This window comes from Saccharothrix sabaoui (assembly GCF_051756985.1).
Taxonomy (GTDB): domain Bacteria; phylum Actinomycetota; class Actinomycetes; order Mycobacteriales; family Pseudonocardiaceae; genus Actinosynnema.
On the sequence record NZ_JBPKJK010000109.1, the window covers coordinates 1 to 22,297 of the forward strand.

Annotated in this window: 18 protein-coding genes; 17 read left to right on the plus strand and 1 reads right to left on the minus strand. The window is 71.1% G+C overall.

Annotated elements, in window-relative coordinates; translation table 11 throughout:
• Window positions 1-107: 107 nt before the first annotated feature.
• The 16 genes from ACR807_RS28120 (at window position 108) to ACR807_RS28195 (ending at window position 18,602) form a co-directional block, all read left to right on the plus strand.
• Window positions 108-1,385 (plus strand): geranylgeranyl reductase family protein, encoded by a 1,278-nt coding sequence (locus ACR807_RS28120; protein ID WP_438924446.1) that lies wholly within the window; start codon window positions 108-110, stop codon window positions 1,383-1,385.
• A gap of 346 nt (window positions 1,386-1,731) precedes the next feature.
• Window positions 1,732-2,097 carry an NADH-quinone oxidoreductase subunit A gene (locus ACR807_RS28125; protein WP_306743720.1) on the plus strand — a complete coding sequence of 122 codons (366 nt, stop codon included), beginning with the start codon at window positions 1,732-1,734 and terminating at the stop codon, window positions 2,095-2,097.
• Between the two features lie 11 nt (window positions 2,098-2,108).
• Entirely contained in the window at window positions 2,109-2,657 is a 549-nt protein-coding gene (locus ACR807_RS28130; protein WP_438924447.1) for a NuoB/complex I 20 kDa subunit family protein, read from the plus strand.
• 110 nt (window positions 2,658-2,767) lie between these two features.
• Window positions 2,768-3,466, plus strand: a complete 699-nt coding sequence (locus ACR807_RS28135) for an NADH-quinone oxidoreductase subunit C (protein WP_438924471.1) — start codon at window positions 2,768-2,770, stop codon at window positions 3,464-3,466.
• The gene (locus ACR807_RS28140) at window positions 3,463-4,866 is read left to right on the plus strand and encodes an NADH-quinone oxidoreductase subunit D (protein ID WP_438924448.1); all 1,404 of its coding nucleotides are present in this window, start codon (window positions 3,463-3,465) and stop codon (window positions 4,864-4,866) included. The genes ACR807_RS28135 and ACR807_RS28140 overlap by 4 nt, the downstream gene beginning before the upstream one ends.
• Window positions 4,863-5,663, plus strand: a complete 801-nt coding sequence (nuoE, locus tag ACR807_RS28145) for an NADH-quinone oxidoreductase subunit NuoE (RefSeq protein ID WP_438924449.1) — start codon at window positions 4,863-4,865, stop codon at window positions 5,661-5,663. Before ACR807_RS28140 ends, nuoE begins: the two co-directional genes overlap by 4 nt.
• 12 nt (window positions 5,664-5,675) lie before the next feature.
• Window positions 5,676-6,956 (plus strand): NADH-quinone oxidoreductase subunit NuoF, encoded by a 1,281-nt coding sequence (gene nuoF / locus ACR807_RS28150; protein ID WP_438924450.1) that lies wholly within the window; start codon window positions 5,676-5,678, stop codon window positions 6,954-6,956.
• Window positions 6,953-9,439 carry an NADH-quinone oxidoreductase subunit G gene (locus ACR807_RS28155; RefSeq protein ID WP_438924451.1) on the plus strand — a complete coding sequence of 829 codons (2,487 nt, stop codon included), beginning with the start codon at window positions 6,953-6,955 and terminating at the stop codon, window positions 9,437-9,439. Before nuoF ends, ACR807_RS28155 begins: the two co-directional genes overlap by 4 nt.
• A complete protein-coding gene (gene nuoH, locus ACR807_RS28160) occupies window positions 9,436-10,767 on the plus strand; it encodes an NADH-quinone oxidoreductase subunit NuoH (RefSeq protein WP_438924452.1) in 1,332 nt (443 codons plus the stop codon). Before ACR807_RS28155 ends, nuoH begins: the two co-directional genes overlap by 4 nt.
• Window positions 10,754-11,320 carry an NADH-quinone oxidoreductase subunit NuoI gene (gene nuoI, locus ACR807_RS28165; RefSeq protein ID WP_438924453.1) on the plus strand — a complete coding sequence of 189 codons (567 nt, stop codon included), beginning with the start codon at window positions 10,754-10,756 and terminating at the stop codon, window positions 11,318-11,320. Before nuoH ends, nuoI begins: the two co-directional genes overlap by 14 nt.
• Window positions 11,317-12,159, plus strand: coding sequence for an NADH-quinone oxidoreductase subunit J (locus ACR807_RS28170; RefSeq protein ID WP_438924454.1), 843 nt, complete (start codon window positions 11,317-11,319; stop codon window positions 12,157-12,159). Before nuoI ends, ACR807_RS28170 begins: the two co-directional genes overlap by 4 nt.
• Window positions 12,156-12,455, plus strand: coding sequence for an NADH-quinone oxidoreductase subunit NuoK (gene nuoK, locus ACR807_RS28175; protein WP_053715303.1), 300 nt, complete (start codon window positions 12,156-12,158; stop codon window positions 12,453-12,455). Before ACR807_RS28170 ends, nuoK begins: the two co-directional genes overlap by 4 nt.
• Before the next feature lie 10 nt (window positions 12,456-12,465).
• Window positions 12,466-14,400: an NADH-quinone oxidoreductase subunit L gene (gene nuoL / locus ACR807_RS28180; RefSeq protein ID WP_438924455.1), complete on the plus strand. Its 1,935-nt coding sequence runs from the start codon at window positions 12,466-12,468 to the stop codon at window positions 14,398-14,400.
• Window positions 14,397-15,959, plus strand: coding sequence for an NADH-quinone oxidoreductase subunit M (locus tag ACR807_RS28185; protein ID WP_438924456.1), 1,563 nt, complete (start codon window positions 14,397-14,399; stop codon window positions 15,957-15,959). Before nuoL ends, ACR807_RS28185 begins: the two co-directional genes overlap by 4 nt.
• Window position 15,960: 1 nt before the next feature.
• Entirely contained in the window at window positions 15,961-17,580 is a 1,620-nt protein-coding gene (gene nuoN / locus ACR807_RS28190; RefSeq protein WP_438924457.1) for an NADH-quinone oxidoreductase subunit NuoN, read from the plus strand.
• Window positions 17,581-17,600: 20 nt separating this feature from the next.
• Window positions 17,601-18,602: a polyprenyl synthetase family protein gene (locus ACR807_RS28195; protein ID WP_438924458.1), complete on the plus strand. Its 1,002-nt coding sequence runs from the start codon at window positions 17,601-17,603 to the stop codon at window positions 18,600-18,602.
• 139 nt (window positions 18,603-18,741) lie between these two features.
• Here the strand turns inward: ACR807_RS28195 and rarD are convergent, their stop codons facing one another.
• Window positions 18,742-19,656 (minus strand): EamA family transporter RarD, encoded by a 915-nt coding sequence (gene rarD / locus ACR807_RS28200; RefSeq protein WP_438924459.1) that lies wholly within the window; start codon window positions 19,654-19,656, stop codon window positions 18,742-18,744.
• 196 nt (window positions 19,657-19,852) lie between these two features.
• Between rarD and ACR807_RS28205 the strand changes: the two genes are divergently transcribed.
• Window positions 19,853-22,270, plus strand: a complete 2,418-nt coding sequence (locus ACR807_RS28205; RefSeq protein ID WP_438924460.1) for a sunset domain-containing protein — start codon at window positions 19,853-19,855, stop codon at window positions 22,268-22,270.
• The last annotated feature ends 27 nt before the right edge of the window (window positions 22,271-22,297 follow it).

The following is a 22,297-nucleotide window of genomic DNA, read 5'->3' on the forward strand; positions in this document are numbered from 1 at the left end:
TTGGACTCTCGGGGTCTGAGCGTTGGACTCTCGCGGGTGGTGGGGGTCTCAGGGAGGCGCAAGTAGACTCGGGTGGGACTTTGTGAACACGGGCACAAGGAGCGGGGATGACGACTCCCAGCCGCCGCAAGGCAGGCGAGGACGCCGAGGTGATCGTGGTCGGCGCGGGGCCCGCGGGGTCCACCGCGGCCACCTACCTGGCACGGGCCGGCCTGGACGTGGTGCTGCTGGAGAAGAGCACCTTCCCCCGCGAGAAGGTCTGCGGTGACGGCCTCACGCCGCGCGGCGTGAAGCAGCTGATCGACCTGGGCATCGACACCCGGGAAGAGGCCGGCTGGCTGCACAACCGCGGCCTGCGGGTGGTCGGCGGCGGGGTGACGCTGGAGCTGGACTGGCCCGAGCTGGCCACGTTCCCGCCCTACGGCGTGGTGCGCCCCCGGCAGGACTTCGACGAGATGCTGGCGAAGGCCGCCGTCGCGGCGGGCGCCCGGATGCACGAGCAGACCACCGTCACGGGCGCGCTCGTGGAGAACGGCCGCGTGGTCGGCGTGCAGGCGAAGCAGGGACCGGGCAAGGAGCCGGTGACCTACCGCGCGCCGCTGGTCCTGGCCTGCGACGGCGTGTCCGCCCGCCTCGCGCTGAGCGTCGGCATCCAGAAGGACGACGCGAAGCCGATGGGCGTCGCGGTCCGCCGCTACTACGCCAGCCCGCGCACCAAGGACGACTACCTGGAGTCGCACCTGGAGCTGTGGGACCGCCAGAACGACGTGCTGCTGCCCGGCTACGGCTGGATCTTCGGCATGGGCGACGGCACGGTGAACGTCGGCCTGGGCATCCTCAGCACGTCGAAGGCGTACGGCACCACCGACTACCGCGCGCTGCTCAAGAGCTGGCTCGACGGCACCCCGGAGGAGTGGGGCTTCCGCGAGGAGAACGCCACCGGCAAGATCGGCGGCGCGGCCCTGCCGATGGGCCTCAACCGGAAGCCGCACTACCGGGACGGGTTGCTCCTGGTGGGTGACGCGGGCGGCATGGTGAACCCGTTCAACGGCGAGGGCATCGGCTACGCCATGGAGTCGGCGCGGATCGCCGCCGAGAGCGCCGTGCAGGCCCTGGCCCGCGGGGGCGCGAGCCGCGAGCGCGCGCTGCACGGCTACCCGGTGCGCATCGAACAGGCCCTGGGCAGCTACTACCGGCTCGGCAACGTCTTCAGCAAGCTCATCGGCAACCCCACGATCATGCGCACGGCGACCAAGTACGGGCTGCCCCGCAAGACCCTGATGAAGCTGGTGCTCAAGCTGCTGGCCGGTTTGTACGACCCGAAGGACGGTGACTCGTTCGACCGCATCATCACCGCCGCCACGAAGGTCACCCCAACGGCCTAATCTCCGTCACTCGAACGTCTCAGCGCCGTCCTTCGGGACGGCGCTGTTTCGTATTCAGTGTGCTCCCGTTCACCCCCGACCGTCCCAACTGGTGATCTACACCGCGTAAGCCCAGGTCAGGAACGGTGTGGGGGGTGTGTGTCACGCCTCTGTGTGACGTTCTACACTGGCCCGCAGGTCTTGTGAATCAGTTCACAACCGGCTGTGATGCCTTGTGAAGTGTTTCACAAGCGACCTGCGGATTGTTAGGCGTGCCTAACTCCCGGAGGGCGCAAGAACACCCCATAGGGTGCGCAACGGTCAGCGGTGCACCACCACCGCGACAGCGAGGAAAGGACGACGGAGAGTGCTGGACGCTTACCTCCCCCTCGTATTGATGTTCGCCCTCGCCGGCGCCTTCGCGCTGTTCTCGGTGACGGCCGCGCCGTACATCGGCCCCCGCCGGTACAACCGCGCGAAGCTGGACGCCTACGAGTGCGGCATCGAGCCGTCGCCGCAACCCGTGGTGGGCGGTGGCCGCATGCCGGTCGCCTACTACCTCACGGCGATGCTGTTCATCCTGTTCGACATCGAAATGGTCTTCCTCTACCCGTTCGCGGTCTCCGCGGACCGGCTGGGCCTGTTCGGCCTGGTGGAGATCGCACTGTTCGTCGCCACGGTCGGCTTCGCGTACGCCTACGTCTGGCGTCGCGGCGGCCTCGACTGGAACTGAGGGGGAAGACCATGGGCCTCGAGGAGAAGCTCCCGAACGGCATCATGCTGGCCAGCGTCGAGAAGCTGGTCAACTGGACCCGCAAGTCCTCGCTGTGGCCGGCGACCTTCGGCCTGGCCTGCTGCGCCATCGAGATGATGACCACCGGCGCCCCGCGGTACGACCTCGCGCGCTTCGGCATGGAGGTCTTCCGGGCCTCGCCGCGCCAGGCCGACCTGATGATCGTCGCGGGCCGGGTCACCAACAAGATGGCCCCGGTGCTGCGGCAGATCTACGACCAGATGCCCGAGCCGCGCTGGGTGCTGGCCATGGGCGTGTGCGCCTCCTCCGGCGGCATGTTCAACAACTACGCGGTCGTGCAGGGCGTGGACCACGTCGTGCCGGTCGACATGTACCTGCCCGGCTGCCCGCCGCGGCCGGAGATGCTGATCGACGCGATCCTCAAGATCCACGCGAAGATCATGGACGAGCCGCTGGGCCCGGCCCGCGCCGCGCTGCTGGCCGAGCAGGGCCACCGCACCGAGCTGATCCCGTCGTCCCAGCGCTTTGCGAAGAAGTGAGCGGTATGCCCAACGAGAACAGCGCCGAGGACAGGAACGCGCCGGGCGAGGTCGCCAAGACCCCCGGCGCGGGCACCCCGGACAACGGCGAGGCCCTCAGCTCGTCGACCATGAGCGAGGCCCAGCACGAGGAGCACCAGGCGCGCGGCGGTGTCGCCGCGGGCCGGGCGCGCCGGGGCATGTTCAACACCTCCGGCTCCGGTGACACGTCGGGCTTCGGCGGCCTGCGGCTGCCCGCCCACGTCGCCGCGCCCTCCGAGCGGCCCTTCGGCGGCTGGTTCGACGAGGTCGCCGACGAGCTGCTCGCCGCCATCCGGGAGAAGGGGCTGCCGGCCGACACGGTCCAGCAGATCACCGTCGACCGCGGCGAGATCACCTTCTACCTGCGCCGCGACGACCTGGTCGAGGTGGCCCGCATCCTCCGCGACGACCCGGCGCTGCGCTTCGAGCTGTGCAGCTCGGTGTCCGGCGTGGACTACGGCACGGACGTCGCGCAGCGGCTGCACTCCGTCTACCACCTGACCTCGATGACCTACCGCCGGCGCATCCGGCTGGAGGTCGCGGTCGACGTGGACGACGCGCACGTCCCCAGCCTGGTGTCGGTGTACCCGACCGCGGACTGGCAGGAGCGCGAGACCTGGGACATGTTCGGCATCGTCTACGACGGCCACCCGGGCCTGACCCGGATCCTCATGCCGGACGACTGGGACGGCCACCCGCAGCGCAAGGACTACCCGCTCGGCGGCATCCCGGTGGAGTACAAGGGCGCGGAGATCCCCCCGCCAGACCAGAGGCGGTCCTACTCATGACCGAACGTCTTTCCGACGTGAACACGGGCACCGACACCAGCGCGGCCGGCCGTGACAGCGACTCGTACGAGGCCAACCGCACCACCCCGAACCCGGACTCCTACGCGGGGGCCCGGCAGACGACCGAGGGCACCGTCTACACGGTGACCGGCGGCGACTGGGACGAGGTGCTGGCCGAGGCCGCGGGTGACGAGCGCATCATCATGAACCTGGGTCCGCAGCACCCGTCGACGCACGGCGTGCTGCGCCTGGTGCTGGAGCTGGAGGGCGAGACCGTCACCCAGGCCCGCAGCGTCATCGGCTACCTGCACACCGGCATCGAGAAGAACGTCGAGTACCGGAACTGGACCCAGGGCGTCACCTTCGTGACGCGCATGGACTACCTGGCGCCGCTGCACAACGAGGCCGCGTACTGCATGGCGGTCGAGAAGCTGCTCGGCATCACCGTGCCGCAGCGCGCGCAGGTGATCCGGGTCGTCCTGATGGAGCTGAACCGGATCTCCTCGCACCTGGTGGCGCTGGCCACCGGCGGCATGGAGCTGGGCGCGCTCACCGGCATGACGTCGGGCTTCCGCGAGCGCGAGGAGGTCCTGCACCTGCTGGAGTTCCTCACCGGACTGCGGATGAACCACGCGTTCATCCGCCCCGGCGGCCTCGCGCAGGACCTGCCGCAGGGCGCGGAGCAGAAGATCGCGGACTTCATCAAGGTGATGGACTCCCGGCTGCCCGACTACGACAAGCTGCTCACCGGCCAGCCGATCTGGCGCAACCGGCTGGAGGGCGTCGGCTACCTGCCGGTGGACGCCTGCCTCGCGCTCGGCATCACCGGTCCGATCCTGCGCTCCGCGGGCCTGCCGTGGGACCTGCGCAAGGTCGACCCCTACTGCGGCTACGAGAACTACGACTTCGACGTGCCCACGTCGAACGCGGCCGACTCCTTCGCGCGCTACCGGCTGCGCCTGGAGGAGATGCACCAGTCGCTCAGGATCATCCGGCAGGCCGTGGACAACCTCGTGCCCGGACCGGTCATGGTCGAGGACGCCAAGGTGGCCTGGCCCGCGCAGCTGACCATCGCCGCCGACGGCATGGGCAACTCGCTGGAGCACGTCCGCAAGATCATGGGCCAGTCCATGGAGTCCCTGATCCACCACTTCAAGCTGGTCACCGAGGGTTTCGCGGTGCCGGCGGGCCAGGTGTACGTGCCGATCGAGTCGCCGCGCGGCGAGCTGGGCTACCACGTCGTCTCCGACGGCGGCACCCGGCCGATGCGCGTCCACGTGCGCGAACCCAGCTTCGTGAACCTCCAGTCGATGCCCGCGATGTGCGAGGGCGGCATGGTCGCCGACGTCATCGCCGCGGTGGCCTCTATCGACCCGGTGATGGGTGGTTGTGACCGATGAGCACTCCCGAGAACGTCCTCGCGGCCTCGCCGCTGGACCCGGTGGCGACGCAGGCCACCGCGACCGAGGGCCACGTCGACACGAGCGTGTTCGACGAGGAGACCGCGGCCAGGGCGCGGGCGATCATCGCCCGCTACCCGGTGGCCCGCTCCGCGCTGCTGCCGATGCTGCACCTCGTGCAGTCGGTCGAGGGGTACGTCAGCCAGGCGGGCATCACGTTCTGCGCCGACCAGCTCGACCTGAGCAACGCCGAGGTCAGCGCGGTCGCGACGTTCTACACCATGTACAAGCGCCGCCCGTGCGGCGAGCACCTGGTGAGCGTCTGCACGAACACCCTGTGCGCCGCCCTCGGCGGTGACGCGATCTACGCGGGGCTGCGCGAGCACCTGGGCTCGAACGGCAGGCCGCTCGGCCACGAGGAGACCTCGGGCGAGCCGGGCGCGCCGGGTTCGATCACGCTGGAGCACGCCGAGTGCCTCGCCGCGTGCGACCTCGCCCCGGTGCTCCAGGTGAACTACGAGTACTTCGACAACCAGACGCCCGAGAAGGCGCTGGAGCTGGTCAAGTCCCTCCAGGCGGGGGAGAAGCCCCACCCGACGCGCGGCGCGCCGCTGACGGACTTCCGCCAGGCGGAGCTCCAGCTGGCCGGGTTCTTCGAGGGCCGGGAGGCGGACCTGGACGGCCCGTCGGCCGCCCCCGAGACGGTGCGCGGCGCGGCCCTGGCCGCCGAGCGCGGGTGGACGGCTCCGGCGATGCCGGACAACGCGGAGTTCCCGCCGCTGCCGGAAAAGAAGTAGGGGGAGGTCGACGTGGTTGATTCCTTGACTCCCGTCCTCACCAAGCGCTGGCTGTCGCCGCGCTCGTGGACGCTGAGGACCTACGAGCAGCTGGAGGGGTACACGGCGCTGCGCAAGGCGCTGACCGCGCACCCGGACCAGCTGATCCAGCAGTGCAAGGACTCCGGGCTGCGCGGGCGCGGCGGCGCGGGCTTCCCCACCGGCATGAAGTGGGGCTTCATCCCGCAGAACGACGGCAAGCCGCACTACCTCGTCATCAACGCCGACGAGGGCGAGCCGGGCACCTGCAAGGACATCCCGCTGATGATGGCGGACCCGCACTCGCTGATCGAGGGCATCATCATCACCTCGTACGCGATCCGGGCGAACTTCGCCGCGATCTACGTGCGCGGCGAGGTGCTGCACGTCATCCGCCGGCTGCACGCCGCCGTGCGCGAGGCGTACGAGGCCGGGTACCTGGGCAAGGACGTCCTGGGCTCGGGCTTCGACCTCGACCTGGTCGTGCACGCCGGCGCCGGCGCGTACATCTGCGGCGAGGAGACGGCGCTGCTCGACTCGCTGGAGGGCCGTCGCGGCCAGCCGCGGCTCAAGCCGCCGTTCCCGGCGACCTCCGGCCTGTACGCCTCGCCGACCGTGGTGAACAACGTCGAGACGATCGCCAGCGTCCCGTACATCGTCAACGGCGGCGCGGACTGGTTCCGCACCATGGGCCGCGAGCGGTCCCCGGGCCCGAAGATCTTCTCCCTGTCCGGCCACGTCGAGCGCCCCGGCCAGTACGAGGCCCCGATGGGCGTCACGCTGCGCGAGCTGCTGGACATGGCGGGCGGCATGAAGGACGGCGTCCCGCTGAAGTTCTGGACGCCGGGCGGCTCGTCCACCCCGCTGTTCACCGCGGAGCACCTGGACGTGCCGCTGGACTTCGAGGGCGCGGCCGAGGCGGGCTCGATGCTCGGCACCACCGCGCTCCAGATCTTCAACGAGACGGTGTCCGTGCCGTGGGCGGTCATGAAGTGGACCGAGTTCTACAAGCACGAGTCGTGCGGCAAGTGCACGCCGTGCCGCGAGGGCACCTACTGGCTCGTGCAGATCCTGCAGCGGATGGTCGCGGGCAACGGCACGGCCAGTGACATCGACACGCTGCTGGACGTCTGCGACAACATCCTGGGCCGTTCGTTCTGCGCCCTCGGTGACGGCGCGGTCAGCCCGATCACCAGCGGCATCAAGTACTTCAAGGACGAGTTCCTGGCCCTGTGCGACCAGAACTCCAAGGTGTTGGCAGGTGCTGGCGCATGACGATCGCCCCTGACAAGAGCACGGAGCTGGTGGTCCCCGAGGGCCACGTGAAGCTCGTCATCGACGGCGTCGAGGTCGTCGCGCCCAAGGGCGAGCTGCTGATCCGCACCGCGGAACGGCTCGGCACCGTCATCCCGCGCTTCTGCGACCACCCGCTGCTGGAGCCCGCGGGCGCCTGCCGGCAGTGCCTGGTCGAGGTGGAGATGGGCGGCCGGCCGATGCCGAAGCCGCAGGCCAGCTGCACGATGACGGTCGCCGACGGCATGGTCGTCAAGACGCAGCTGTCCTCGCCGGTGGCGGACAAGGCGCAGCAGGGCGTGATGGAGCTGCTGCTCATCAACCACCCGCTGGACTGCCCGATCTGCGACAAGGGCGGCGAGTGCCCGTTGCAGAACCAGGCCTTGGCGCACGGCCGCGCGGACTCCCGCTTCCACGAGCACAAGCGGACGTTCCCGAAGCCGATCCCGATCTCCACGCAGGTGCTGCTGGACCGGGAGCGGTGCGTGCTGTGCCAGCGCTGCACGCGGTTCTCGGCGCAGATCGCCGGCGACCCGTTCATCGAGCTGCTGGAACGCGGTTCGCAGCAGCAGGTCGGCGTGGCGCAGGAGAAGCCGTTCCAGTCCTACTTCTCCGGCAACACCATCCAGATCTGCCCGGTGGGCGCGCTGACCAGCGCCGCGTACCGGTTCCGCGCCCGCCCGTTCGACCTGGTGTCCACGCCGGGCGTCTGCGAGCACTGTTCGTCGGGCTGCGCCACGCGGACCGACTGGCGGCGCGGCAAGGTGCAGCGCCGGCTGGCGGCCGACGAGCCCGAGGTCAACGAGGAGTGGACCTGCGACAAGGGCCGCTTCGCGTTCCGCTACGCCACGGCCGAGGACCGCGTCCGCCGCCCGCTGGTGCGCGACGAGGCGACCGGCGAGCTGCGCGAGACGTCCTGGACCGAGGCGCTCCAGCGCGCGGCCGAGGGCCTGGCGAAGGCCCGCGACGGCAAGGGCGTCGGCGTGCTGGCCGGTGGCCGGCTCACCGTCGAGGACGCCTACGCGTACTCGAAGTTCGCCCGGATCGCGCTGCGCACCAACGACGTCGACTTCCGCGCCCGCGCCCACTCGGCCGAGGAGCTGGAGTTCCTGACCGCCTCGGTGCTGGGCTCGAACCCGGACAACGGCGGCGTGACCTACGCGTCGATCGAGTCCGCCCCGGCCGCGCTGCTGGTGGCGTTCGAGCCGGAGGAGGAGTCGCCGATCGTCTTCCTGCGGCTCCGCAAGGCCGCCCGCAAGAACCGGACCAGGGTGTTCCACCTGGGCCAGTTCACGACCCCGGCGGTCGAGAAGACCAACGGCGTGCTGCTCGCGTGCGTCCCCGGCCAGGAGCCGTCGGCGCTCAACGCGCTGCCCGAGCACGCCGCCGACGTGGTCGAGGACCTGTCGAAGCCGGGCGCGGTGATCCTGGTCGGCGAGCGCGCCGCCGAGGTCCCGGGCCTGTTCTCCGCGGTCGCGGCGCTGGCCGGGCGCACCGGTGCGAAGGTCGCCTGGGTGCCCCGCCGGGCCGGTGAGCGCGGCGCCCTCGAAGCGGGCCTGCTGCCCACGCTGCTGCCGGGCGGTCGCCCGGTCGGCGACGCGGCGGCGCGTGCCGAGGTCGAGGCGGCGTGGGGCCTGGACGCGGGCGCGCTGCCCGTGCGGGCCGGCCGCGACACCGCGGGCATCCTGACCGCCGCCGCGAGCGGTGGCCTGGACGCGCTGGTCGTCGGCGGCGTCGACCCGTCCGACCTGCCGGACCCGGGGCTGGCCGAGCGCGCGCTCGACCTCGCCGGGTTCGTGGTCAGCCTGGAGCTGCGGCACAGCGCGGTCACCGCGCGCGCCGACGTCGTGCTCCCGGTCGCCCCGGCCGTGGAGAAGGCGGGCAGCTACCTCAACTGGGAGGGCCGCCCCCGCCCGTTCAGCACCACGCTGGAGGGCACCGGCGCGCTGCCGGACTGCCGGGTGCTGGACACGCTGGCCGTGGAGATGGACGCGGACCTGTTCACGCAGACCCCGGCGTCCGCCGCGGCCGACCTGGCCCGCCTCGGCACGGCCGCGGTGACCGCGCCCGCGCCGACCGTCCCGGCGCCGCTGCTGACCCAGCCCCGGGAGGGCCAGGCGGTCCTCGCCACCTGGCGCCGCCTGCTGGACAACGGCTCGCTGCAGGACGACGAGCCGAACCTGGCGGGCACCGCGCGCCCGGTGGTGGCCAAGCTGTCCGCCGCCACGGCCGCGCACCTGGGCGTCCACCCGGGCGGCGAGATCACCGTCTCCACCGACCGGGGCGAGGTGGTGCTGCCCGTCGAGGCGGCCGACCTGCCCGACGGCGTCGTGTGGCTGCCCGGCAACTCGGGCGCGGTCACCGTGCGGCGCAACCTGGTCGCGGGGCACGGCTCCGTGGTCGCGGTCGCGCCGGTCGTCACGGGCACCGCGGAGAAGATCACCTCGCCCGGAGGCAAGGCATGAGCACCGCAGAACTGATCGCCGACGACCCGCTCTGGCTGATCGTCGTCAAGGTCGTCGGGATCTTCGCGTTCCTCGTCGTCATGACCCTGTTCATGATCAACTGGGAGCGCAAGGTCGTCGCCCGGATGCAGCAGCGGCCCGGTCCCAACCGGGTCGGGCCGAACGGCTGGCTCCAGTCGCTCGCCGACGGCCTCAAGCTGGCGTTCAAGGAGGACATCCGCCCGGTCCTGGCGGACAAGTGGGTGTTCTTCCTCGCCCCGGTGATCTCCTGCATCCCCGCGTTCGTCGCCTTCTCGGTCATCCCGATCGGCGGCGAGGTCTCGATCTTCGGCGAGCGCACCGCCCTCCAGCTCGTCGACCTGCCGGTCGGCGTGCTGGTCGTGCTGGCCTGCTCCTCGCTGGGCGTGTACGGCATCGTGCTGTCCGGCTGGGCGTCCGGCTCGCCCTACCCGCTGCTGGGCGCGCTGCGCTCGGCCGCGCAGGTGATCTCCTACGAGATCGCGATGGGCCTGTCGATCGTCGCGGTCGTCATGCACTCGCACTCGCTGTCCACCTCCGACATCGTCGAGTCGCAGTCCAGCGGCTGGTACTTCTACCTGCTGCCGGTCAGCTTCCTCATCTACGTCACGTCGATGGTCGGCGAGACCAACCGCGCCCCGTTCGACCTCCCCGAGGCCGAGTCGGAGCTGGTCGGCGGCTTCCACACCGAGTACAGCTCGCTGAAGTTCGCGCTGTTCTTCCTCGCCGAGTACGTCAACATGGTCACCGTCTCGGCGCTGGCCACCACGCTGTTCCTGGGCGGCTGGAAGTTCCCGTTCGTCGGCGACGACCACCTGCTCAACAGCGGCTGGTTCGGCCTGCTCTGGTTCGTGGTCAAGACGCTGGGCTTCCTGTTCCTGTTCATCTGGCTGCGCGGCACGCTGCCCCGCCTGCGCTACGACCAGTTCATGCGGCTGGGCTGGAAGTTCCTGGTCCCGATCGCCCTGGTCTGGTTCGTCGCGGTGGCCTTCGCCCGCTACCTGCGCCAGGAGTGGGAGGCCAACAGCGGCCTCGACACCTCCACCGCGCTCATCGTGATCGGCTCGGTCCTCGCGATCGTGCTGCTGATCGCGTTCCTGCTCCCCGACAAGCGGGAGCCGCACGACCCCGACGCCGTCCCGCTCACCGGCGGCGGCTTCCCGGTGCCCCCGCTGGACCTCCAGGTCCCGAAGGCCCCGCCGCGCCGGCAGGTGCCGGTCGCGGAGCTGCCGACCACGGACCAGACCAGGGAACCGGCGTCAGTCACGTCCACCTCGGCGGGAAAGGAGGCCGGCGATGGGGGTCTTTGATCCAGTCAAGGGTTTCGGCGTCACCTTCGGCACCATGTTCAAGAAGGTCGTCACCGAGGAGTACCCCGAGGTCAAGAAGGTCACCGCGCCGCGGTTCCACGGCCGCCACCAGCTCAACCGGCACCCGGACGGGCTGGAGAAGTGCGTCGGCTGCGAGCTGTGCGCCTGGGCGTGCCCGGCGGACGCGATCTTCGTCGAGGGCGGCGACAACACCGAGGAGGAGCGCTACTCCCCGGGTGAGCGCTACGGCGCCGACTACCAGATCAACTACCTGCGCTGCATCGGCTGCGGCCTGTGCATCGAGGCGTGCCCGACCCGCTCGCTCACCATGACCAACGAGTACGAGCTGGCCGACGACTCCCGGCAGAAGCTGATCTTCACCAAGGAGGACCTGCTCGCGCCCCTGCTGGCCGGCATGGAGCAGCCGCCGCACCCGATGCGGCTGGGCGAGAACGAGCAGGACTACTACGTGAACGGGCCGCAGCTCGCCAAGGCCGCCGGCGTGCCGGCCGGGCAGACCGTCGAGACAGGGCCCGAGGAGGCGGCGAAGTGAGCCCCACGTCGTTCCTGCTCCAGCAGCCCGACGCCGTCCAGCGCGCGGTCGACACCATCACCACGGGTGAGGCCGTCGCGTTCTGGGTGCTCGGCCCGCTGGCCCTGGCCGGCGCGCTGGGCATGCTGTTCGCCCGCAACGCGGTGCACTCCGCGCTGTGGCTCGTGCTCACCATGCTCAGCCTCGGCGTGCTCTACATGGTCCAGCAGGCGCCGTTCCTCGGCTTCGTGCAGATCATCGTCTACACCGGCGCGATCATGATGCTGTTCCTGTTCGTGCTGATGCTGGTCGGCCGGGACAGCTCGGACTCCGTCGTCGAGGTGCTGCGCGGCCAGCGCCTGGCCGCCACCGCGCTCGGCATCGGCTTCGCCGCCCTCGTGGTCGGCTCGCTGGCCCGCGCGCTCACCGACGTGGACGCGATCGGCCTGGCCGAGCAGAACAGCACGAACGGCGGGAACGTCGCCAACATCGGCGAGGCGCTGTTCACCGACTACCTGTTCCCGTTCGAGCTGACCTCCGCCCTGCTGATCACGGCCGCGGTCGGCGCGATGGTGCTGGCCTTCGCCTCCCGCACCACCGCGGTGAAGAAGACGCAGCGCGAGCTGGTCGAGGAGCGCTTCCGCGGCGACCGCCCCGGCTCGCTGCCCGGCCCCGGCGTGTTCGCCACCGCCAACTCGGTGGCCACGCCCGCCCTGCTGCCGGACGGCTCGGTCGCCGCCGAGTCCCTGTCCGAGCTGATCGAGACGACCGCCAGGGAACGTCTCGACGATGACGTGGCGGAGGTGTCCGGCACCGGGCACGAGCCCGACGCGCGCGCGCTCAAGGGAGAGTCGTCGTGACCCCTACGTACTACCTGCTGCTGTCCGCGCTGCTGTTCAGCCTCGGCGCGGTCGGCGTTCTGGTGCGGCGCAACGCCATCGTGGTGTTCATGTGCGTGGAGCTGATGCTCAACGCGGTGAACCTCAGCCTGGTCACGTTCGCCCGCATCAACGGCGGGCTGGACGGCCAGGTCATGGCGTTCTTCGTGATGGTCGTGGCCGCGGCCGAGGTCGTGGTCGGCCTGACGATCATCATGGCGATCTTCAAGACGCGTCGCTCGGCCTCGGTCGACGATTCCAACCTGCTGAAGTACTGAGGGGTCACCGGTGACGGAACCTGTTGTCGCCAGCGGGATCGGGAGTCTCGCCTGGCTGTTGCTCGCCCTCCCGGCGTTCGGCGCGCTGGTGCTGCTCGTCGGTGGCAAGCGCACCGACAAGTGGGGCCACCTGCTGGGCTGCGCCACCGTGATCGCCGCGTTCGCGTACGGCGTCGCGCTGTTCTTCGACGTCCTGGGCCAGGGCCCGGAGAACCGCAGCACCGAGGTCCACCTGTTCGACTGGATCCCGGTCGAAGCGCTCGACGTGGAGTTCGGGCTGCGCCTCGACCCGCTGTCGCTGACGTTCGTGCTGCTGATCACCGGTGTCGGGTCGCTGATCCACGTCTACTCGATCGGCTACATGGCGCACGAGGCCGGGCGGCGGAGGTTCTTCGCCTACCTGAACCTCTTCGTCGCCGCGATGCTCCTGCTGGTGCTGGGCAACGGCTTCGTGACGCTGTACTTCGGCTGGGAGGGCGTGGGCCTCGCCTCCTACCTGCTCATCGGCTGGTACCAGCACAAGCCGGAGGCGGCGTCGGCCGCGAAGAAGGCGTTCCTGATGAACCGGGTCGGCGACCTGGGCCTCGCGATCGCCATCTTCATCATGTTCAAGGAGCTGGGCACCACCCAGTACACCGAGGTCTTCGCCCGCGTCGGCGAGCTGTCCTCGGCCGAGGTGCTGGCCATCACGCTCCTGCTGCTGCTCGGCGCGTGCGGCAAGTCCGGCCAGTTCCCGCTCCAGGCGTGGCTCCCCGACGCCATGGCCGGCCCCACGCCGGTCTCGGCCCTGATCCACGCGGCCACGATGGTGACCGCGGGCGTGTACCTCATCGCCCGCTCGAACCCGATCTACAACCTGTCCGAGGACGGGCGCCTCGTCGTCATGATCATCGGCGGGGTGACGCTGCTGATCGGCTGCGTCATCGGCTGCGCCTACGACGACTTCAAGAAGGTGCTGGCCTACTCGACGGTCAGCCAGATCGGCTACATGATCCTCGCCGTCGGCCTCGGCCCGATCGGCTACGCGCTGGGCATCATGCACCTGCTCACGCACGGCTTCTTCAAGGCGGGCCTCTTCCTCGGCGCCGGTTCGGTCATGCACGGCATGAACGACGAGGGCGACATCCGGCGGATGGGCGGCCTCGCGAAGAAGATGCCGATCACCTTCGTCACCTGGGGGCTCGGCTACCTGGCCCTGATCGGCTTCCCGTTCCTGTCCGGCTACTTCTCCAAGGACGCCATCATCGCGGCGGCGTTCAGCATGGAGGGGTGGCGCGGCTGGGTCTTCGGCGGCGTGGCCGCCCTGGGCGCGGGCATCACCGCCTTCTACATGACCCGCCTGCTGATCCTGGTCTTCCTGGGCAAGCCCCGGTACACCGAGCTGAAGTCGGCCGACGGCCGCGAGTACCACCCGCACGAGTCGCCGCTGTCGATGACGGTGCCGATGATCGTGCTGGCGTTCGGTTCGGTCGGCGCGGGCTTCTTCTTCGAGTCGGACCACAACCTCGCGGGCTGGCTCACCCCGTCCCTGGGCGAGCTGCGGGAGCAGCACGGCGTGCTGGACCACGGCGTGGTCAACTTCCTGGTGCTCGGCCTGTCCGCGCTCGGCGTGCTGGTCGCCTACCTGCTGTTCGGCCGCAAGCCGCAGCCGGTGGAGCGCCCGCTGCGGGTGTCGTTCCCGGTCCGCGCCGCGCGCAACGACCTGTACGGCAACGCGCTCAACGAGGCGCTGTTCGCGCGGCCGGGCACCTGGCTCACCCGCGCGCTGGTGTTCGTGGACAACAAGGGCGTCGACGGCCTGGTGAACGGGTCGGCGGCGCTGCTCGGAGGTAGCTCGGGCCGGCTGCGCAGGTTGCAGACCGGGTTCGTGCGCTCGTACGCGCTCTCCATGCTCCTGGGTGCGGTCTTCGTCCTGGGCGCGCTGCTGATGGTGAGGTTCTCGTGAGCTGGGTGCTGATCGCGCTCCTCGTGCTGCCGCTGGCCGGCAGCCTCGTGGTGGCGCTCCTGCGGCGCAACGACCGCGTCGCCAAGCTGGTCGCGCTGGCGTTCTCGCTGGTCGAACTGGTGCTCGCGGTGCTCGCGTGGACCGCGTTCGACCCGGGTGGTGACCGGCTCCAGCTGACCAGCTCGGCGGACTGGATCCCCTCGCTGGGCGTGCACCTGTCGTTCGGCGTCGACGGCATCGCGCTGGTGATGATCGCGCTGATCGCCTTCCTGGTGCCGGTCGTCATCGGCGGCTCGTGGGCGGACAAGCTGCCCGAGGGCCGCAGCGCCGGCGGGTTCTTCGCGCTGCTGCTGGCGATGCAGACCGGCATGGTCGGCGTGTTCGCCGCCACCGACGTGTTCGTCTTCTACGTGTTCTTCGAGGCCGTGCTGGTCCCGATGTACTTCCTGATCGGCCGCTTCGGCGGGCCGAACCGGCAGTACGCGGCCATGAAGTTCTTCCTGTACTCGCTGCTCGGCGGCCTCATCATGCTGGCCTCCGTGATCGGCCTGTACGTGGTCAGCGCGGACAAGATCGGCCAGGGCACGTTCGACTGGGCGACCCTGGTCACGGTGACGCGGGAAGCCCCGCTGTCCACCCAGATCTGGCTGTTCCTCGGCTTCTTCATCGCCTTCGCGATCAAGGCGCCGCTGGTGCCGCTGCACACCTGGCTGCCCGACGCCGGCGCCGAGGCCCCGGTGGGCGCGGGCGTGCTGCTGGTCGGCATCCTGGACAAGATCGGCACGTTCGGCTTCCTGCGCTACTGCCTGCCGCTGTTCCCGGCGGCCAGCAAGGAGCTCGCGCCGGTCGTGCTGGTCCTCGCCGTGGTCGGCATCCTGTACGGCTCGCTGCTCGCCGTCGGCCAGTCCGACATGAAGCGGTTCGTGGCCTACACCTCGATCGCGCACTTCGGCTTCATCGCGCTGGGCATCTTCGCGTTCAGCTCGCAGGCCGGCACGGGCGCGGTGCTCTACATGGTCAACCACGGCATCTCGACCGGCATGCTGTTCCTGGTCGTCGGCATGGTGATGGCCCGCGGCGGGTCGCGCCTGATCGAGGACTACGGCGGCATGGCCAAGCTCACCCCGGTGCTCGGCGGCCTGTTCTTCGTGGCGGGCCTGTCGTCGCTGGCGCTGCCCGGCACCAACTCGTTCGTCTCCGAGTTCCTGGTGCTGATCGGCTCCTACCCGAACGAGCCGGTCTACACGATCCTGGCCGCCGTCGGCATGGTGCTCGCCGCGCTGTACGTGCTGTGGCTGTACCAGCGGGTCTTCCAGGGCCCGGTGCGCGGCACGGCGCTGGTCGACCTGGCCGGCGGACCCGGTGCGGCGGTCGACCCGGAGCGCGCCACCGTGCCCGACCTGAACAAGCGCGAGCTGGCCGTGCTCGCACCGCTCGTGGCGCTGATCTTGGTGCTCGGCTTCTACCCGAAGCCGGTGTTGGACGTGATCACCCCGTCCGTCGGGGCGACGCTCAGCGAGGTCGGGGTGGCCGACCCGGTCGCGCAGGAAGGCAAGTGACGTGACGACGTTCCTCTCGCAGGTGGAGCGGCTGCAAGCCCCGGAGATCGACTACGGGGCCGTCGCGCCGTTGCTGATCGTGCTGGGCGCGGCCTGCCTCAGCGTGCTGGTCGAGGCGTTCCTGCCGAAGGCGCAGCGCTGGGGCAGCCAGGTCGTGCTGGTCCTGCTCACGCTGGCCGCCGCGGGCGTCTCGCTGGTCTTCTACGGGCTGGCCGACGACACCCCGGAGCAGGGCGAGACCACGTTCTCCGGCACGATCTCGGTCGACCAGCCGGTGGTGTTCCTGTGGGGGACGCTGCTGATGCTCGGCCTGGCCTCGGTGCTGCTGATCGCGGACCGGTCCGTGGAGCCCGGCGGCGCGTTCGTGCCCGAGGGCTCGGCGGGCGGCGGCCTGCCCGGCGGCGCCGACGCGGTCCACAAGACCACCGGGCGCGCGGCGGCGGCCGTGCTGACCCGGGAGCAGGCGAGCCGCTTCGGGATGCAGACCGAGGTGTTCCCGCTGACGCTGTTCGCGCTCGGCGGCATGATGGTCTTCGTCGCGGCGAACGACCTGCTCACCATGTTCATCGCGCTGGAAGTGCTGTCGCTGCCGCTGTACCTGATGTGCGGCCTGGCCCGCCGCCGCCGCCTGCTGTCGCAGGAGGCCGCGGTGAAGTACTTCCTGCTCGGCGCGTTCGCGTCGGCGTTCTTCCTCTACGGCGTGGCCCTGCTCTACGGCTACGCGGGCTCGGTGAAGCTCGCCGACATCGCGAGCGCCACCACGGCCACCGACCGGTCCGACACGCTGCTCTACGCGGGCTTCGGCCTGCTCGTCGTCGGCCTGCTGTTCAAGGCGTCGGTCGGCCCGTTCCACGCCTGGACCCCCGACGTGTACCAGGGTTCGCCCACGCCGGTCACGGCGTTCATGGCGGCCTGCACGAAGGTCGCCGCGTTCGGCGGCATCCTGCGCGTCCTCTACGGCGCGTTCGAGGGCTCCAGCTGGGAGTGGGAGGGCGTCCTGTGGGGCGTCGCCGTCGTCTCCATGTTCGTGGGCGCGATCATCGGCCTGACCCAGACCGACGTGAAGCGCATGGTCGCCTACTCGTCGGTGGCGCACGCGGGCTTCCTGCTGGTCGGCGCGATCGCGCTGAACCCCGAGGGCCTGTCGGGCACGATGTTCTACCTGCTGGCCTACGGCTTCACGACGATCGCCGTGTTCGGCGTCATCAGCCTGGTCCGCAACGCCGACGGCGAGGCCACCCACCTGTCCCAGTGGGCGGGGCTGGCCAAGCGGTCGCCGGTGCTCGCGGCCGTGTTCACGTTCCTGCTGCTCGCCCTGGCCGGCCTGCCGCTGACCAGCGGTTTCGTCGGCAAGTTCGTGGTGTTCGCGGCGGCCGTGGAGGCGGGCATGACGCCGCTCGTGGTGCTCGCCCTGGTGGCCAGCGCCATCGCGGCGTTCTTCTACCTGCGGGTGATCGTGCTCATGTACTTCAGCGAGCCGGCCGCCGACGGCCCCGCGGTGAGCGTGCCCGGCGCGTTCACCACGATGGCCATCACCCTGGGCACCGCGGTGACCCTCGCGCTCGGCGTCTACCCGACCCCCGCCCTCGAATGGGCGGGTGCCGGCGCGTTCATCTTCTAGTGGTACGTAGGCTCTGAGGCGTGACCAGTAGCGAGCGGGCGGGGACGGGGTTCCGGTTTGCGGACCCCGTGCTCGCGGAGTTGGTTCAGGGCGGCCTCGACGAGGTGGAGGAGCTGCTGCGCAAGGTCGTGCGCAGCGAGTTCCACCCGGTGATGGAGACCTCCCTGCACCTGGTCGACGCGGGCGGCAAGCGCATCCGCCCGCTGTTCACCATCCTGTCCGCGCAGTTCGGCAGCACCTGGGACCGCGAGAACGTGGTCAAGGCGGCGGCGGTGGTGGAGCTGACCCACCTGGCCACCCTCTACCACGACGACGTGATGGACGAGGCCACGATGCGCCGCGGCGCGGAGTCGGCCAACGCCAAGTGGGACAACAGCATCGCCATCCTCACCGGCGACTACCTGTTCGCGCACGCGTCGGCGCTGGTGGCGGACCTGGGCACGGGGGCGGCCCGGATCATCGCGGAGACGTTCTCCGAGCTGGTGACCGGCCAGATGCGCGAGACGATGGGTCCGCGCGAGGGCGAGGACCCGGTCGCCCACTACCTGACCACGATCGCCGAGAAGACCGGGTCGCTGATCGCCACCGCCGCCCGCTTCGGCGCGATGTTCTCCGACGTGACCCCCGAGCAGGTCGACGCGCTGCGCGCCTACGGCGACGTCATCGGGGCGGCGTTCCAGATCTCCGACGACGTCATCGACATCGCCTCGCCGTCGGAGGAGTCGGGCAAGACGCCGGGCACCGACCTGCGCGAGGGCGTGAAGACGCTGCCCATGCTCTACGCCCTGGAGGACGAGCCGGGTTCCCGGCTGGCCGCCCTGCTCGCCGGACCCGTCGAGGACGACGGCGAGGTGCTGGAGGCGCTGGAGCTGCTGCGGGCCTCCAACGGGCTGGCGCGGGCGCGCAAGACGCTCGACGAGTACGCCGAGCGGGCCCGGGGCCTGCTGCACGTGCTGCCGCCGGGCACCGCGCGGGACGCGCTGGAGTCCGTCAGCGAGTACGTGGTCACCCGCTCGCACTGAATTGGATTGCCGCTGCTCCGCAGGCGGCGGGCTCGGCCGCCTGGAGTCGGCCCATCGGGACGTGTTCCGGAAAAATCGAAGGGCGTGATTTTTCCGGAACGCGGCCCGACAGGCCGACGCGGCCTCGCGTGGTGGGAGTTCAGTGAGCGGGGCGCTTGCGGCTGTTGCGCAGGGTGTCCGCGGTGAAGACCAGCAGGGCCAGCCAGACCAGGGCGAAGCCGAACCAGCGCGACGCGGGCATCGGCTCGTGCACCACGAACACGCCCCAGGCGAACTGGAGCACCGGCGTCAGGTACTGGAGCATCCCCATCGTGATCAGCGGCACGCGCCGCGCACCCGCGCCGAACATGATCAGCGGGACCGCGGTGACCACGCCGGACGAGACGAGCCACAGCGCGTGTGCCCAGCCCCCGTCGTGGAACGTCCCGGCGTTGCCGAGCAGGAGCAGGTAGCCGACCGCGACCGGCGTGAGCACCATGCTCTCCGCGGTGAGGCTGGCCGTCGCGTCCAGCGGCACCGTCTTCTTCAGCAGCCCGTAGAGGCCGAACGAGCAGGCCAGCACCAGCGACATCCACGGCGGCCTGCCGTAGTCGACGGCCAGCACGACGACGGCGGCGACCGCGATCACCAGCGCGGCGCCCTGGGCCAGGCGCAGCCGCTCCCGCAGCACGAACACCCCGAGCAGCACGCTGACCAGGGGGTTGATGAAGTAGCCGAGGGCGGCCTCGACGACGTGCCGCGTGTTGACCGCGTGGATGTAGACGCCCCAGTTGACCGCGATCAGCGCCGACGCGGCGGTGACCATGAGCCAGCCGCGCGCGGACAGCCGGCGGATGCCCGCCCAACGGCCGAGGACGGCGGTGACGGCCACCATGAACACCAGCGACCAGGCGATCCGGTGCGCGAGGACCTCCACCGACCCGGCCGGCTGGAGCAGCGGCCAGTAGGCGGGCACCATGCCCCAGAGGAGGTAGGCGCCGGCACCGAGGGCGATCCCCTTGTTCGTCTGGTCGACACCCGCCTGACCAGTGGCGGAGTTCGTCAACGGTGGCACGGGGAGTACTGTACGCCGACCGTTTTGGCTGGTCGGTTGCTCCGAACGGCCCAGTGTCACACACTGGGCACAGGTCCGGCCGGCCCCACGCGCCGGAGCGGCGCGTCAGGGTAGTTTTGCACCGCTTCCCCAACCGGGTGAAGGCCCGGAAGCGGAGCGTGTCGGGGCGTGACAAGCAGCAGTGGGAGGGTCTCCCGTGAGTTCGCTCTTCGGGCAGGTGTGGCTGTGGAGCCTGCTGTCCTTCGTGGCAGGTGTCGCACTGACCTGGCTCGTCCTGGTGCGCCCGGCCAAGAAGGAGCTGGAGGACCTGGAGGAGCGCCTCCTCACGTCGCCGCGCCCGGCCCCGTCGTCCGCGCCCAAGGCCGCGCGCGACGAGTTCGACAGCTGGCACGTCGAGGCGTCCCGGTCGCTGTCGGACGTGCAGCCGGTCGTCACCGAGCAGCCGCGCTTCGACGCCGAGCAGCCGCGCTTCGACCAGCCCGAACCGGTGGAGCACTCCCGTGAGGACCCGCCGCGCTACGACGTGGCGAACATGAAGCTCGACAAGCGCGACGAGCTGCTGGAGGAGCTGGACGACGAGCACCGGCCGCTGTCGGACTTCGAGGAGTCGCACGACTTCCCGGAGTTCGAGGAGGAGCGCCCGCGCAGCCTGTTCGACCGCCTGGGCAGCGGGGCCGACACCCACGAGACGCTGGAGCCGAAGCCCCGGCCGCACGACCAGCCGGTGCAGGCGCAGTCCGTGCAGGCCCAGTCGGTGCAGGCCCAGCCCGCGACCCGGGTGGTGCCCCAGCCGTTCCCGCGCGCCGAGCGCTCGCGCCCGGACGACGAGCCGGAGCTGCCCGCCGAGGAGACCAACCTGCTGCCGGCCGTGCCCGCCGCGCCGGTCGCCGAGGTCGCGCCGCGCCGCGAGGAGCCGACCGCGCCGCCGGAGGTGCAGGCGTTCCACCCGCGCGAGGTGTGGCGCGACGAGCCCGTCCGGGAGGTCTACCAGGACGAGGTGACCGAGGGTCGCGAGGAGGAGGACGAGCCGGAGCGCAGGGCCGCCGAGGAGACCGCCCTCATCCCGGCCACCGCCCTGGCCGAGGCCATCGCCGAGGTGGACCGCGGTGAGTCGCGCGAGGAGCCCCAGGTCTGGCCCGAGCACGACCTGACCGGCCACTTCCAGCCGGTGAACGTGCCCGAGGAGGGCCCGCGGACCGAGGTCATGAGGCCCGTCCGGCCCGAGACCACCGAGCCGGTCACGACGACGCTGCCCGAGGTCCGGGACGAGGACGACGAGCCCCGCAACGGTGCCCTGACCCCGTTCGCCGACGACCGGGCCGACGCGGGCCGGGGCGACCCGGGCCGAACCGGTGCGGGCTGGGGCGACGCGGGCCGGGCTGAAGAGGACCGTTCTTCCGGCGGCCGGACGCTCGCCGACCACCAGCTCGCCGACGAGCAGTTCTTCGCCCACCTCCAGGGCGGTGGCGACCGGCACTCCACCGAGCGCCCGGCCGTCGAGCCCGCCGCCGAGCAGCCGACCACCGAGCAGCCGACCACCGAGCAGCCCGTCGTCGAGTCGCCCGCCGTTGAGCGGCCCGCCGTCGAGCGGTTCGCCGTCGAGCGGTCCGCTTTCGAGCCGCCTGCCCCCGAGCGGTCCGCTTTCGAGCCGCCTGCCCCCGAGCGGTCCGCTTTCGAACCGCCTGCTTTCGAGCCGCCCGTTGCCGAGCAGCCGCCCGCCGTCGAGCAGACCGCCGTCACCCATGCCGCCGTCGAGCGCCCCGCCGTCGAGCGTCCCAGGGCTGAGCGTCCTGCCGTCGAGCACCCCGTGGCCGAGCCGCCCGCCGCCGTCGAGCAGACGGCCGAGGTGCCGTTCGAGCCCACGTTCGTCGAGTCGGCCGAACCCCTCGTCAGGCCGGCGCGCCCCGAGCCCGAGCCGGTGGCGGCCGAGCCGGAGCCCCGGGTCGACGTGCCGTTCGAGCCGACGTTCGTCGACTCCGGCGAGCCGCTGGTGGTCCGCAGCGCCGAACCCGAGCCGGCACCCGCGCCCGCGCCGAAGAAGGACGGCCCGGTCCGGCCGCGCAGCCTGTTCGAGCCGCTGGTCACCACGGACGACGAGCTGCCCGAGACGACCCGCCCGACCCCGCCGCCGACGCCGGGCGGCGACCAGCCGTTCGTGCCCACGCTCGCGCCCGAGCTGCTGGCGGCCACGAACCAGCAGAGCACCAACCCCGCCGGCCTGCCGCAGCGCCCCACCCGCCAGTCGGGCGAACGGCGCTCGACGCCGCCCCCGCTGTCCGCGCCCAAGCCGGCCGCCCCGACCCCGCCGCGCCCGGTCCGCCCGCGCCCGGTCGGGTTCAGCCCGAGCACCGGCGGCCGGCCCGCCCCGAGCGCCGGCAGCACCCGGTACCGCGACCAGGAGGAGGGCTTCAACCCGCGCTCCCCGTTCGGCCCGGGTTCGGTGCTGCCCAAGTCCGACGGCATGGCCCCGGCCCCCGAGTTCCAGGTGAAGGCCACCCTGACGGGTCGCCGCTACTTCACCAACGGCTCGGCGAACTTCCGCGAGACCCGCGCCGACGTCTGGTTCCGCACGACGTCCGACGCCGAGAAGGCGGGTTTCCGCGAGGCGCCCTGATCCGCCCGGCGAAGCGGAAGACCCCTG

Bases quoted from the DNA above. Each gene is read 5' to 3' on its own strand.
- ACR807_RS28120 (WP_438924446.1), top strand. From the start codon at position 108: ATGACGACTCCCAGCCGCCGCAAGGCAGGCGAGGACGCCGAGGTGATC.
- ACR807_RS28130 (WP_438924447.1), top strand. From the start codon at position 2,109: ATGGGCCTCGAGGAGAAGCTCCCGAACGGCATCATGCTGGCCAGCGTC.
- ACR807_RS28135 (WP_438924471.1), top strand. From the start codon at position 2,768: ATGAGCGAGGCCCAGCACGAGGAGCACCAGGCGCGCGGCGGTGTCGCC.
- ACR807_RS28140 (WP_438924448.1), top strand. From the start codon at position 3,463: ATGACCGAACGTCTTTCCGACGTGAACACGGGCACCGACACCAGCGCG.
- nuoE (WP_438924449.1), top strand. From the start codon at position 4,863: ATGAGCACTCCCGAGAACGTCCTCGCGGCCTCGCCGCTGGACCCGGTG.
- ACR807_RS28155 (WP_438924451.1), top strand. From the start codon at position 6,953: ATGACGATCGCCCCTGACAAGAGCACGGAGCTGGTGGTCCCCGAGGGC.
- nuoH (WP_438924452.1), top strand. From the start codon at position 9,436: ATGAGCACCGCAGAACTGATCGCCGACGACCCGCTCTGGCTGATCGTC.
- nuoI (WP_438924453.1), top strand. From the start codon at position 10,754: ATGGGGGTCTTTGATCCAGTCAAGGGTTTCGGCGTCACCTTCGGCACC.